Source organism: Candidatus Methylomirabilota bacterium, from assembly GCA_036002485.1.
GTDB lineage: Bacteria > Methylomirabilota > Methylomirabilia > Rokubacteriales > CSP1-6 > AR37.
The window spans coordinates 1-13593 of the sequence record DASYTI010000150.1 but is presented as its reverse complement, the minus strand read 5'-3'; the positions used below and the strand labels follow the sequence as shown (position 1 = coordinate 13593).

14 protein-coding genes are annotated in these 13593 nt (G+C 67.5%); all 14 read left to right on the top strand.

Going from position 1 to position 13593, the window contains the following annotated elements:
* A partial coding sequence (locus VGT00_14710; protein HEV8532670.1) for a ketol-acid reductoisomerase occupies positions 1-305 on the top strand: 305 nt, incomplete at its 5' end.
* Between the two features lie 16 nt (positions 306-321).
* Complete coding sequence (locus VGT00_14705) at positions 322-948, top strand: phosphatidylserine decarboxylase family protein (GenBank protein ID HEV8532669.1); 627 nt, start codon at positions 322-324, stop codon at positions 946-948.
* On the top strand, positions 945-1772 hold the full coding sequence (pssA, locus tag VGT00_14700; protein HEV8532668.1) for a CDP-diacylglycerol--serine O-phosphatidyltransferase: 828 nt from the start codon (positions 945-947) through the stop codon (positions 1770-1772). Before VGT00_14705 ends, pssA begins: the two co-directional genes overlap by 4 nt.
* A 3-nt stretch (positions 1773-1775) precedes the next feature.
* Entirely contained in the window at positions 1776-3323 is a 1548-nt protein-coding gene (locus VGT00_14695) for a 2-isopropylmalate synthase (protein ID HEV8532667.1), read from the top strand.
* Positions 3324-3356: 33 nt separating this feature from the next.
* On the top strand, positions 3357-4445 hold the full coding sequence (gene leuB, locus VGT00_14690) for a 3-isopropylmalate dehydrogenase (protein HEV8532666.1): 1089 nt from the start codon (positions 3357-3359) through the stop codon (positions 4443-4445).
* A 92-nt stretch (positions 4446-4537) separates the two neighbouring features.
* Positions 4538-5542 (top strand): aspartate-semialdehyde dehydrogenase, encoded by a 1005-nt coding sequence (locus VGT00_14685; GenBank protein ID HEV8532665.1) that lies wholly within the window; start codon positions 4538-4540, stop codon positions 5540-5542.
* 7 nt (positions 5543-5549) lie between these two features.
* Entirely contained in the window at positions 5550-6299 is a 750-nt protein-coding gene (gene truA / locus VGT00_14680; GenBank protein HEV8532664.1) for a tRNA pseudouridine(38-40) synthase TruA, read from the top strand.
* Positions 6289-6600 carry a hypothetical protein gene (locus tag VGT00_14675; GenBank protein HEV8532663.1) on the top strand — a complete coding sequence of 104 codons (312 nt, stop codon included), beginning with the start codon at positions 6289-6291 and terminating at the stop codon, positions 6598-6600. The genes truA and VGT00_14675 overlap by 11 nt, the downstream gene beginning before the upstream one ends.
* 307 nt (positions 6601-6907) lie before the next feature.
* Positions 6908-10018, top strand: a complete 3111-nt coding sequence (gene fdnG, locus VGT00_14670) for a formate dehydrogenase-N subunit alpha (GenBank protein HEV8532662.1) — start codon at positions 6908-6910, stop codon at positions 10016-10018.
* Between the two features lie 2 nt (positions 10019-10020).
* Complete coding sequence (locus tag VGT00_14665) at positions 10021-10821, top strand: 4Fe-4S dicluster domain-containing protein (protein HEV8532661.1); 801 nt, start codon at positions 10021-10023, stop codon at positions 10819-10821.
* Positions 10814-11629 (top strand): NrfD/PsrC family molybdoenzyme membrane anchor subunit, encoded by an 816-nt coding sequence (gene nrfD / locus VGT00_14660; protein HEV8532660.1) that lies wholly within the window; start codon positions 10814-10816, stop codon positions 11627-11629. Before VGT00_14665 ends, nrfD begins: the two co-directional genes overlap by 8 nt.
* 136 nt (positions 11630-11765) lie before the next feature.
* On the top strand, positions 11766-12524 hold the full coding sequence (fdhD, locus tag VGT00_14655; protein HEV8532659.1) for a formate dehydrogenase accessory sulfurtransferase FdhD: 759 nt from the start codon (positions 11766-11768) through the stop codon (positions 12522-12524).
* Between the two features lie 3 nt (positions 12525-12527).
* Positions 12528-13409: a formate dehydrogenase accessory protein FdhE gene (locus VGT00_14650; GenBank protein ID HEV8532658.1), complete on the top strand. Its 882-nt coding sequence runs from the start codon at positions 12528-12530 to the stop codon at positions 13407-13409.
* On the top strand, positions 13406-13593 hold a 188-nt coding region (locus VGT00_14645; protein ID HEV8532657.1), incomplete at its 3' end, for a cytochrome C assembly protein. The genes VGT00_14650 and VGT00_14645, both read left to right, overlap by 4 nt.

Genomic DNA, 13593 nt, shown 5'->3' with positions numbered 1-13593 from the left:
AGCTGATCGTGGATCTTTTCTACCAGGGCGGTCTCGCCTACATGCGCTACTCGGTGTCGGATACGGCGGAGTATGGCGACTACACGAGGGGGCCGCGGATCATCAACGATGAGACCAAGGCCGAGATGAAGAAGATCCTGGCCGAGATCCAGTCGGGCCAGTTCGCCCGCGAGTGGGTGCTGGAGAACCAGGCCCACCGCGCGGGCTTTCTCGCCCAGCGTCGGCGCGACGCCGAGCACCCCATCGAGGAAGTGGGAGCGCGGCTGCGCAAGATGATGTCCTGGATCAAGCCGCCGCGGGTGTAGCGGGGGCGGAGAGCGCGTGCGCATTCCCGTTGCCGCCGAAGGCTGGCGCTTTATCGTCCCGGCCGCGGTGGCCGCGTGTATCCTGGGCTGGATAGAGTGGTGGTGGGCGGCGGCGCCCCTCGCGCTCTTCGCGCTGGCGTGCCTCGGTTTCTTCCGGGATCCGGAGCGGACGCCGCCGGCGGTGACGGGAGCGGTCCTCGCCCCTGCTGACGGGCGCGTGATGGGCGTGGTGGACGTGGACGACGGGTGGGTGGGGCGGGCGGTGCGGGTGTCCATCTTCCTGTCGCCCCTCGACGTGCACGTCAACCGCTCGCCCGCGGCCGGCCTCGTGCGGGACGTCCAGTACGGGCGGGGGCGGTTCCTGGCCGCGTATCGGGACGAGGCCTCGGAGCTGAACGAGCGCTGCACGGTGGCCCTCGAGGGGGACAGCGGCCGCCTGACCATCCGGCAGATCGCCGGGGTGCTCGCTCGGCGCATCGTGTGTCGGGTACGCCCGGGGGACAAGCTGCAGGCGGGTGAGCGGTACGGGCTGATCCGGTTCGGCTCGCGGACGGACCTCGTCGTCCCGCGGGGAACGGAGCTGAGAGTGCGGGTGGGGGACCGGGTGCGAGGCGGAGAGACCATCATGGGAGTGCTACGGTGAGACGGCGACATCAGAGCGGGGACGGGGCGCGGCATCCGCGGCGCCGGCGCTGGCAAGAGTTCCGGGAGCATCCGCGGCGGGGCATCTTTCTGCTTCCCAGCCTGCTCACCACCGGCAATCTCTTCTGCGGCTTCCTCGCCATCGTGCTCTCCGCCCAGTCGCGCTTCGTGGAGGCGGCCGTGGCCGTCTTCGTGGGCATGATTCTCGACATCCTCGATGGCAAGGTGGCGCGTCTGACCAAGACCACCACCCAGTTCGGCGTCGAGTTCGATTCGCTCGCCGACGTCGTGTCCTTCTGCGTGGCCCCGGCCTTCATGCTCTACTCGCTGGCCCTCCAGCAGTTCGGCCGCGTGGCCTGGCTCGGGGCCTTCCTCTTCGTCATCTGCGGAGCACTCAGACTGGCCCGCTTCAACGTCTACCAGGGTGTGACGGACCGCCGCTACTTCGTGGGACTGCCCACCCCGGCCGCCGCGGGCCTCGTGGCCGCCACCGCCCTGCTCCTGGAGGGCACGGAGATCGCACGCTGGCAGGCCGCCGCCATCAGCGTGGGCACGGTGATCGTGGCCCTCCTCATGGTCTCGACCTTCCGCTACTACAGCTTCAAGGAAGTGGATTTCGCGCGCCGCCGTCCCGCCCAGGTCCTCGTCCTCGTCGTCCTCGGCGTGCTCATCGTGGCCACGCACCCGCAGTGGTTCCTGTTCATCCTGGTCTCGCTGTACCTGCTGAGCGGTCCCACGCGCCCCGTGTGGGTGCGCCGCCGCTCGGAACAGACGCTGGTCAACGAGAAGGGAACCAGGGACGCGCACTTGCGCGACGGAGGATAGGCAATGGACCGGATCATCATCTTCGACACCACGCTCCGGGATGGCGAGCAGGCCCCCGGATTTTCCATGAATGCGCAGGAGAAGCTCGAGATGGCGCGGCAGCTCGCCCGCCTGAACGTCGACGTCATCGAGGCGGGCTTTCCCATCTCCTCGGACGAGGATTTCGAGGCGGTGCGCGAGGTGGCCAAGCAGGTGGGCACCCTGGAGGGGGCGCCCATCATCTGCGGGCTCAGCCGCGTGGGACTGGGCGACATCGACCGGGCGTGGGAGGCGGTCAAGTACGCACGGCGCTCCCGCATCCACACCTTCGTGGCGACCTCGGACATCCACCTCAAGTACAAGCTCCGGAAGAGCCGGGCCGAGGTGCTGAAGGCGGCCGTGGAGGCGGTCAAGCACGCCCGCGGCTACTGCGAGGACGTCGAGTTCTCTCCCGAGGACGCCTCGCGCACGGACTTCGACTACATGTGCGAGGTGCTGGAGGCGGTCATCGACGCGGGGGCCGGGACCATCAATATCCCGGACACCGTGGGCTACGCCATACCCGAGGAGTGGTTCAACCGGATCATGAAGATCCGGGAGCACGTCAAGAACAGCGCGAAGGCCGTCCTCTCCGTGCACTGCCACAATGACCTGGGCCAGGCCGTGGCCAACTCGTTGGCGGCCATCCGGGCGGGGGCGCGACAGATCGAGTGCACCATCAACGGCATCGGGGAGCGGGCGGGCAACGCCTCCCTCGAAGAGATCGTGATGGCCCTGAAGACGCGGAGAGACTTCTTCGAGATCGACACCCAGGTGCGCACGGAGGAGATCTTCAAGTCCTCCCGCCTCCTCTCCTCCGTCACCGGCGTGCACGTGCAGCCCAACAAGGCCATCGTGGGCGAGAACGCCTTCGCCCACGAGGCGGGCATCCACCAGGACGGCGTCCTCAAGGAGAAGCTCACCTACGAGATCATGCGGCCGGAGGACATCGGCCGGGCCGCCAACAAGCTCGTCATGGGCAAGCACTCGGGCCGGGCCGCCCTCGCCGCGCGGTTGAGAGAGCTCGGCTTCGAGCTCGACGAGGGCGAGCTCGGCAAGGCCTTCAAGAGGTTCAAGGACCTCGCGGACAAGAAGAAAGAGATCTTCGACGACGACCTGATCTCCATCGTCAAGGACGAGATCGCCCAGGTGCCCGAGACCTACACCCTCGACTACCTGCACATGATTAGCGGGACAGGCATCATCCCGTCGGCCACCGTGCGTCTCAAGAAGGACACCGAAGTCTTCCAGGACTCGGGGGTGGGCGACGGACCGGTGGATGCGGTCCTGAACGCCATCGATGCCATCACGGGGCTGAAGGGGCGGCTCCAGGACTATCAATTGCGCGCCGTCACGTCGGGGAAGGATGCCATCGGCGAGGTGTCGGTCAGGGTGGACTTCGACGGCACCGTGGTGCCGGGCAAGGGGAGCTCCACCGACGTGATCGAGGCGAGCGCGCGGGCGTACGTGAACGCGCTCAACCGCCTCGTGCATCCGACGGGCGGCCAGAAGGTCAAGGAGAGCGGGCCCTAGGCTTCCAGGGACGGCCCTGGCAGGGGGTTGGTCGTGACGACGCACAAGATCGCGCTGCTGGGAGGGGACGGCATCGGGCAGGAGGTGACGCCCGAAGCACGCAAGGTGCTCGAGGTGGTGGGCCGAGCCACCGGCACCGGATTCGAGTTCGAGTCCGCCCTCGTGGGAGGAGCGGCCATCGACGCCACGGGCGAGCCGCTGCCCGCCTCCACCCTCCGGCTGTGCGAGGAGAGCGACGCCATCCTCTTCGGCGCGGTGGGCGGACCCAAGTGGGACGATCTGCCCCAGGAGCAGAAGCCCGAGCGCGGGCTCCTGGGACTTCGCAAGGAGCTGGACCTTTTCGCCAATCTGAGGCCCGCCCGGTGCTTCCCCATGCTGGTCGATGCCTCGCCGCTGAAGCGCGAGGTGGTCGAGGGCACCGACATCATGGTCATCCGGGAGCTGACGGGCGGGCTCTACTTCGGGGAGCCCCGGGGCCGGGAGGAGTTCGCCGACGGAGGGGCCCGAGCCGTCAACACCATGGCCTACTCCTCGCGCGAGGTCGAGCGAGTGGCCCGGGTCGCCTTCGACGTGGCCATGAAGCGGAAGAAGCGGCTGGCCTCGGTGGACAAGGCCAATGTCCTCGTGGTCTCTCAGCTCTGGCGCGAAGTGGTCACCCGCGTGAGCAAGGACTACCCGCAGGTGGCCCTCGAGCACGTCCTCGTCGACAACTGCGCCATGGCCCTCGTGCACAAGCCCACGCACTTCGACACCATCGTCACCGAGAACACGTTCGGCGACATCCTCTCCGACGAGGCGGCCATCCTGGCGGGCTCCATGGGCATGCTACCCTCGGCCAGCATGGGGGGGCGCGTGGGACTCTACGAGCCCGTGCACGGTACGGCGCCCGATATCGCGGGGCAGGGCGTGGCCAATCCGATCGCGGCCATCCTCTCGGCGGCCATGCTCCTCCGCTACTCGCTGGGCCTGGGCGCCGACGCCGATCGCATCGACGCCGCGGTGATCCGGGTGCTCGAGCAGGGGCACCGCACCCGCGATGTCCACGCCGCCGGGACCAAGCTGGTCGGCACCAAGGAGATGGGCGATCTCATCTCCGCCGAAGTCGAGAAGTCCTATGCATAGCGCATTGAGTGCGGACGGGGGGAGTGCGGGGGCGATCTCAAGGCCCCCGCAGACAAATAGATGGCTGGAGATGGACGGAGGACGGTGAGGACATGGCAACAGGCCTAACGATCGCCGTAATTGGGGTGACGGGAGCCGTCGGACAAACGACGCTCAAGATCCTCGAGGAGCGCAAATTTCCCGTGAAGGAGCTCCGCCCCTTCGCCTCCGAGCGCTCGGTGGGCAAGACCGTCACGTTCAGGGGCGAGACCCTGCGCGTGGAAAAGGTCGGCCCCGAGGCGTTCAAGGGCGTCGAGGTCGCGTTCTTCTCGGCAGGCTCGGCGCAGTCCAAGGAGTACGCGCCGCACGCGGTCAGGGCCGGGGCGATGGTCGTGGACAAGTCGAGCGCCTTCCGGATGGATCCGAAGGTCCCCCTCGTCGTGCCCGAGGTCAATGCGCACGCCCTCCGGGGTCACCAGGGCATCGTGGCCTGTCCCAACTGCACGACCATCGTCACCGTCATGCCCCTGAAGCCCCTTCACGACGCCGGGCGCCTGACGCGCGTGATCGCCACCAGCTACCAGGCGGTCTCGGGGGCGGGCGTCAATGGCGTGGACGAGCTGCGAGAGCAGACGCTCGCCTGGGCCCGCGGCGAGTCCATGACCCCGCGCTTCTTCGACCACCAGATCGCCTTCAACGTCATCCCCCACATCGACAAGTTCGTGGAGGGCGGCTATACGGGAGAAGAGATGAAGCTCGTCCACGAGGTCCGGAAAATCCTCGAGGCGCCGGACCTGGCCATCTCGCCCACCACGGTGCGGGTCCCCGTCTTCACCGCGCATTCGGTGGCCGTCAATGCGGAGACGGAAAGGGCGGTGGGGCCGGAGCGCGCCCGCGAGCTCTTCTCCGCCTTCCCGGGTCTCACCCTCTGGGACGATCCCGCGCAGAAGCGCTACCCGATGCCCGCGCTGGTGGAAGGACAGGACGACTGCTACGTCGGCCGCATCCGACAGGATCTCAGCCGCGCGAATGCCCTGAACTTCTGGGTGGTGGGTGACCAGCTCCGCAAGGGCGCCGCCCTCAACGGGGTTCAGATCGCCGAGCTCCTCATCCGCTGAGCCGGCCTTGCGTGTCCTGCGCCTGATCCTGGCGTACGACGGCACGGACTTCCAGGGCTGGCAGGTGCAGCCCGACCGTCCCACGGTGCAGGGGCTCGTCATGGCGGCCGCCGCGAGAATTCTCGGGGAGCCCGTCAAGGTCACCGGGGCCAGTCGCACCGACGCGGGCGTGCACGCCCTCGGGCAGGTGGCCAGCCTCGCCACCACCTCACGGATCGCCCCCGACCGCGTCGCCCGGGGCCTCAATGCGCTGCTCCCCGAGGCCATCCGCGTGCTCGAGGCCTCGGAGGCGCCTCCGGGCTTCGACGCGCGGCGCTCCGCCCTGGGCAAGCGCTACCTCTATCTGATCGATCGTGGCGTAGTCGCCCATCCGCTTCTGCGCCGTCATGCCTGGCATCCCCGCTACGCGCTCGACGCCGAGGCCATGGGCGAGGCGCTCCCGCTGCTTCGCGGCAAGCACGACTTCTCGGCTTTCTGCGCGGCACCGGGACGGGGCCGAACGCCGACCTGTGCCATCCGATCGGCAAGGCTCATGAGCCGGGGTGAGCGCCTGGCCGTGCTCATCTCGGCCGATTCTTTCCTGCATCACATGGTGCGTAATATCGTCGGCAGCCTGGTGGAGGTGGGGCGGGGCGCGCGATCGGTTTCCTGGATGGCGGAGCTCCTGGCCGGGCGTGACCGCACCCGCTCCGGGCCGACCGCCCCCGGCCATGGCCTGACTCTCGTGCGTGTTCTCTACGGTCGCGATGGCCGCTGACGAGTCATCGGGCGGTCCGGCCAGGAATCGCGGCTTCAAGGAGCGCAAGCGGGAGGATCACGCCTTGGTGCTCATCCATGAGCTCAAGGAGAATCTCGGCAATCTTACCCAAGTACGCAGAATCCTTTTGGAGCTGGGCCGCTACTATGATCCGGTGCTGGGCGGGGCCATCATGGAGGTCAGTCATCAGCGCGCCATCGTCGAGGCTCTCGAAGGCGGGAAGGTGGCCGAAGCCTTGGCGCTGGTCGAGGAGCGGTACGAGCTTTACATAAAGGACAGGGCCCACCTCGGACGGGACTGATCCAGCCCTTGTCTCGCCGCTGATCTATTCAGCACTCGCCTCGCCACTCTCGTCGCCTGCGGCTCCTCGGGAGTGTCTCAGCTCGAACGGCAACTGGAGCTGAGCGGCGTGAGAGCGAGGCGTGGACCAAAGTCAGTGTCTCAACCTGAAACAGTCTGACGCAGAGCGCAACGCTTACGGTAGGTAATGTTGACAGGGCTTCCCCGGAGGTCCCATAATCTCGCCAAATTCCGCAGCATGATACGGCCGGGACGATGGGCGGGCACGCCCACTCGAGAGTGACCGCTCCAACGAGGGAGGTACGGTCATGAGCTTGTCACGCAGGGATTTCTTCAAGCACGCGGGATCGGCGGGAGTCGGCGTCGCCGTCGGCGCGGCAACCATCGGCCTCGATCGCGTCGAGGCCGCGGCCACCACGCTCAAGATCAAGGAAGCCAAGGTTCACACGAGCGTCTGCCCCTATTGTTCGGTCGGCTGCAACCAGCTCGTGTACTCCAAGGGCGACAGCATCATCGACATCGAGGGGCATCCGGACACGCCGCACACCCTGGGCAAGCTCTGTCCCAAGGGTGCGGCCACCATACAGCTCTCGAACAACCCGCTGCGACCGATCAAGGCGCTCTACCGCGCGCCGGGCTCGGAGAAGTGGGAGGAAAAGCCCATCGCGTGGATGTACGACGAGATCGCCAAGCGCTACTACGAGACGCGCGAGAAATACTTCATCGAGCAGGAGAAGGACAAGGACGGGAAGGACGTGACCGTCAACCGGCTCGAGGCCATCGCCTCGCTGGGCTCGGCGTGCATCGACAACGAGGAATGCTACCTCCTCACCAAGTTCAACCGCACCTTCGGCATCGTCTACCACGAGCATCAGGCCCGAGTCTGACACTCCGCCACGGTCCCCGCTTTGGGGACCACGTTCGGGCGGGGGGCCATGACGACCAATCTGATCGACGTCCAGCACGCGGATGTCATCATGTGCACCAACAACATGGCCGAGAACCACCCCGTGGGCTTCCAGTGGGTCATGAAGGCCAAGGAGCGTGGGGCCAAGGTCATCCACGTCGACCCGCGCTTCACCCGGACGAGCGCGGTGTCGGACGTCCACGTCCCCCTGCGCTCCGGCACCAACATCGCCTTCTTCGGCGGGTTGATGAGCTACGCCATCCAGAACAACTTGTACTTCAAGGACTACGTCGTCTCCTACACCAACGCATCCTTCCTCATCGACCCCGCCTTCAAGACGCCCACGGATCTCGGCGGGCTCTTCGAGGGACTGGAGCAGACGGGCAAGGGCGGTATGGACCCCCACGTCGCCCAGACGTACAACAAGAGCTCGTGGAAGTACCAGCTCGACGCGGAGGGCAATCCGAAGCGCGATCTCACCCTCCAGGATCCGCACTCCGTCTTCCAGCTCTTAAAGCGTCACTACAGCCGCTACACGCCCGAGATGGTCGAGCGCGTGTGCGGCATCCCCAAGGCCAAGTTCGTCGAGGTGGCCAAGCTCTACTGCGGCACCTCGGGGCGCGAGAAGACCGGCACCATCACCTACGCCCTCAACCTGACCCAGCACACCAACGGCGTGCAGAACATCCGCTCTCTCTGCATGCTCCAGCTCCTCCTCGGCAACATCGGGCGGCCGGGGGGCGGCGTGACGGCCCTCCGCGGGCACGCCAATGTCCAGGGCGCTACCGACCTCGAAGTGCTCTACCACGAGCTGCCGGGCTACATGCCGATGCCGCTCCGCGATGCCCACCCAGACCTCAGGACGTATCTCGAGAAAGTGACGCCCAAGGGCGGCTTCTGGGTCAACCTGCCGAAGTTCTCGGTGAGCCTGCTGAAGGCGTTTTACGGCGATGCGGCGACCAAGGACAACGAGTTCGGCTACCAGTGGCTGCCCAAGCGGGCCTCCGCGGACGCCTATAGCCACCAGCACACCTTCGTGGACATGTACAAGGGCAAGATCAAGGGCTTCTTCTGCGACGGCCAGAACCCCGCGGTGGGCGGACCGAACGCCAAGCTCGCGCGCGCGGCCATGCAGAAGCTCGACTGGCTGGTCGTGGTGGACATCTTCAACACCGAGACGGCCGAGGTGTGGAAGGCCCCGGGCACCAACCCCAAGGACGTCAAGACCGAGGTGTTCTTCGTCCCCGCCGCGCCGGCCGCGGAGAAGGACGGCACGCTGACCAACACCATGCGGCTCATCCAGTGGCACGAGAAGTCGGTCAATCCGCCGGGGGACGTCCAGACCGACGCCCAGTTCGTCTGCACGCTCGCCCACCGGCTCCAGAAGATGTACGCGGGCTCGAAGAAGGAGCGGGACAAGGGCTACCTCGCGGCCAGCTTCAACTTTGGCGCGAAGCCCGACCATCCGGACATGGAGCTGGTCCTCAAGGAGGTCAACGGCTTCGCCACCGAGGAGATCGCGGACAAGGACGGCAAGCTCCTCTACAAGAAGGGCCAGGCCATCGCGAGCTTCGCCCAGCTGACGGATGACGGCAAGACGGCCTCCGGCTGCTGGATCTACACGGGGGTCATCAACGAGGGGCCGGACGGCAAGCTCGTCAACAAGGCCAATGCCCACAAGCCGGGCGACGAGAAGGACTACCTGGCCCACGGCTGGGGTTTCGCGTGGCCGGCCAACCGGCGCATCCTCTACAATCGCGCCTCCGCCGATCTCGCGGGCAAGCCGTGGAGCGAGAAGAAGAAGCTCATCTGGTGGGACCCGGCCGCCCCGGGCCAGACGCCGGACAAGACGGGCAAGTGGGTCGGGCTCGACGTGCCCGACTTCAACGCGTTTCTCGCCCCCGACGCGAAGAACGGCGACAAGCCCTTCATCATGCGGGCCGACCTCGTCGGCGGCTTCTTCGGGCCGCTCAACGACGGCCCCTTCCCCGAGCACTACGAGCCGATCGAGTCGCCGACCAAGAATCTGCTCTCCAAGCAGCAGAACAATCCCGTGGCCAAGATCTGGAGCGTGCCCGACAAGCGGAACGACCTCGCCCCCATGGGCTCGAAGGAATACCCGTACGTCATCACCACGTACCGGCTGACCGAGCACCACCTCTCCGGCGTCATGTCGCGCTACCTGCCCATGCTGGCCGAGCTCTTCGAGTCCCACTTCACCGAGATCAGCCACGAGCTCGCCAAGGAGCTCGGCATCGCCAACGGCGACAAGGTCACGGTGTCGACGCCCCGCGGAAAGATCGTGGCCAAGGCCATGGTCACGCACCGCCTCAAGCCGTTCATGATCGACGGCAAGACGGTGCACGAGATCGGCGTGCCGTGGCACTGGGGCTATAACGGCATCGCCAAGGGCGACATCACCAACGACCTCTCGGCCACCGTGGCCGATCCGACGGTGTACATCCAGGAGACGAAAGCCTTCATGTGCAACGTCAAGAAGGGGGAGGTGTAGCCATGGCCCGCACGCTGGCGATGTTCACGGACACCTCGTTGTGCATCGGCTGTCGCGCCTGCCAGGTCGCCTGCAAGCAGTGGAACGAGCTGCCGGCCGAGCAGCCGGAGTGGACCGGCTCCTACCAGAACCACGCGACTTTCACCGACAAGACCTATCGTCTCGTCCGCTTCATAGAGAAGCCCCAGCCGAACGGTGAGCTGGCCTGGCTCCTGATGTCGGACGTTTGCAAGCATTGCGCCCAGGCGGGCTGTCTCGACGCCTGCCCGACCGGGGCCATCTACCGGACGGAGTTCGGCACCGTCAACATCAACCAGGACGTGTGCAACGGCTGCCGGTACTGCGTCAGCTCCTGCCCCTTCGGCGTGGTCTCGTTCAACCACGACACGGGGCGCGCCAACAAGTGCACCTTCTGCAATGACCGGATCCACAACGGGCTCGGGCCGGCCTGCGCCAAGACCTGCCCCACCGACTCCATCCAGTTCGGCTTCCGCGACGAACTGGTCCCCAAGGCGCAGAAGCGCGTGGCCTCGCTCAAGGAGATGGGCTACAAGGACGCGCAGCTGTACGGCGCGGATTCGAACGGGCCGCTGGGAGGCCTCAATGCCTTCTTCCTGCTCCTCGACGGGCCGGCGACCTATGCCCTGCCGGAGAAGCCGCTCCTGCCTCAGCGCAACGTGAAGGTGGACTCGCTCCTCGCCGTGGGCTCGGCCCTCCTGGTGGGCGTGGGCGCGCTCGTGGCATTCCGCGAGCGGGGCAGCCATCCCTCAGGCAGCCATGCCAAGGACGGTGGCGATGCTTAAGACACCCGACTGGCACTTGCTGATCGTCTGGTACTTCTTCCTCGGGGGCATCGCGGGCGGGGCCTACTTCACCGCGGCCATCGCCGACAACTTCGGCGGGCCGCGGGACAAGAGCGTGATCCGGATCGGCTATGTGCTGGCCCTTCTCCTCATCGGGCTCTGCGGCATCCTCCTCATCCTCGACCTCGGCACGCCGAGCCGCTTCATGAACATGATGATGCACTTCAAGTTCTGGGACCCCATGTCCATCGGGGCCTGGATGCTCGGCGTCTTCGGCCTCTTCGCTTTCATCTCCTCCGCCCTCTCGCTGGTCGGCGGGGAGGGGGTGGCGCCCGTCCGCCGCGTGGTGAGCCTCGTGGGGACTATCGCGGGGTTCTTCATCGCCGCGTATACCGGCGTGCTCCTGAGCGCGACGGCGCTGCCCCTGTGGAGCGAGGGGCGGCTCATGGGCGCCCTCTTCCTCGCCTCCGGCGCCTCCACGGGCATGGCGGCGATCTCCCTCCTGCTCTATCTGGCCGGCGAATCCGCCGGCGATGGGTTCAAGAAGGTCAAGCGCGCGGATCGCTACGCCATCATGCTCGAGATCCTCATGCTGGCCGCCTTCGTCCTGCTCCTCGGCGGGGCCGCGGGGCCGCTCGTGACCGGCCAGTTCGCCCCGCTCTTCTGGGGGGGTCTCGTCGCGGTGGGGCTCATCCTTCCGCTTCTCATGGATCTGACTGGACTCAAGGTGCCTGGAGCGATTCCCGCCGCTTTCGTCCTCGTCGGCGGCTTCATCCTCCGCTACGTCCTCGTGATGGCTAATGCCTGACCGGATCCGGGGGGGAGCGACCGCCGCTCCTCCCCCGGGCCCCCCCACCGGTTAAGACTCCGAATCTGGTTGATTCGCCGAGGGCTCCATCCGGGGGCCCTTTGCCTTTGCGGACCGGCGTGGCACGATAGGGACGATGCGGACGTACTTCCAGCTCAAGGGCGGCCGCTTTCAGGAAGTCAAGGCCGAGGTGGTCCGCGAGCAGCCGCTGACCGTGTACGTCAACGGCGAGCGCTTCCTCACCCTCCTGTGCTCGCCCTTCGATCTCGAGCCCCTCGTCCTGGGCTATCTCTGGATGGAGAAGGTCATCGCGGGCATCGAGGAGGTGGGCGCGCTCGAAGTCTCCGAGGTGGACGGTCGCGCCGAGGTGACCCTGACTCATCCCGTGACTCTGCCCACCGAGCGCATCCTGACGTCGGGGTGCGGCGGTGGCATCACGTTCCGCATCGATCCGCGGCTCTTCCCGCGCGTGCGATCCACCCTCAAGGTCAAGCCCGAGGCGCTGTCCGCCCGGCTCCACGACCTGCTCCGCGATGCCGTCCACTACCACGCCTCGCGGGGCATACACGGCGCGGCGCTGGCCGACGCCGAGCGGGTGCTTCTCATCGCCGAGGACGTGGGCCGCCACAATGCCGTCGACAAGCTCAAGGGCCTGGCCCTGCTTCGGGGCCTGCCCACCACCGATCGCATCTTGCTCTCGACCGGCCGCGTCTCCTCCGAGATGCTCCTCAAGGCCGCGCGGATGGGCGTGCCCATCATCGCCTCGCGCACGTCCCCCACCGAGATGGCGGTGGCCCTCGCCGAGCAGCTCGGTATCACGGTGGCGGGTTATGTCCGCGCCGACGGGCTGAATCTGTACGCGGGCGACGTCCTCGACGTGTCGGGGCTCGACTGAGCCATGCCAGACTACACCGCGCTGCTCGCGGAGTGGGAGGCCGCGGTCGAGCGACGCCGCGAGCTCGGTCAAGCTCTGGCCTTCTGGACGGCCGTGCTCGAAGGATGGCGGAGCTGGGACGATGGTGGCGTGGCGCCGCTCTCCTGGCCCCCGGCGGAATGCCTCTCGCGCTGGACGCGCGGGGTGCCCCTCATGGCCGAGGCTGTCCTGGAGCTCGAGCCCGCATCGCTCGAGGATCTGCTGGGGCCGATGATGGAGCGGCTTGCCGTCGGGAGCCCGGGGGATGCGGAGGCGCTGCGGCGCTTCGCCGAGGCCTGGGACGGCGGACGACTCGGCCCCACCGCGCTCCTGCCGACATCGGGCAAGGACGGTGTCGCCGTGCTCCAGGGGGAGATCGGGCTTCCCGCGCACCTCGCGGGCTTCCTGTCGCAGGCCGGCCTGCGTCCGGCCCTCGAGCGCTTCCTGTCCGGTACACGCGCGCTGCCGGAGGGCGCATGGGACCGCGGGATCTGTCCCTGGTGCGGCGGCCTGCCCGCCTGGGGCGATGTCGGCGAGGACGGCCGCCGGCGCCTGGCCTGTCACCTCTGCGGCGGCACATGGCTGGCCCCGCGGCTTCGTTGCCCGTTCTGCGAGACGTGGCATTCCGGCGACATGGTGCGCCTGGTGGCCGAGGGCGCCGAGGAGGGCTATTTCGTGGAGGCGTGCCGGAGCTGCCGCGGCTATCTCAAGGGCGTGGACCGCCGGCAGCGCTGGAATGCGGGGGCGCCCCTCGTCGAGGACTGGGCCTCGCCGCATCTCGACGTCTACGCCACGCGGCAGGGGTACTGGCGGGCCACGCCCTCGCTCGTGCACCTGCTGCCGCCCGAAGGCGATCCCGCCGCATGAACGCGATCGTCTTCGACGTGGCTCTGACCGCGTATATCCTGGCGGCCGCCGCGGCGCTGTCCGCGCTCATCTGGCGCCGAGACGATCTCGGTCGGGTGGCGCGCGTGCTGACGCTGGCGGGCTGGGTCTGCCATACCGCGGCCGTGGCCCTCCGGGGCGTCGAGCTCGGGCGCGCGCCCCTCTT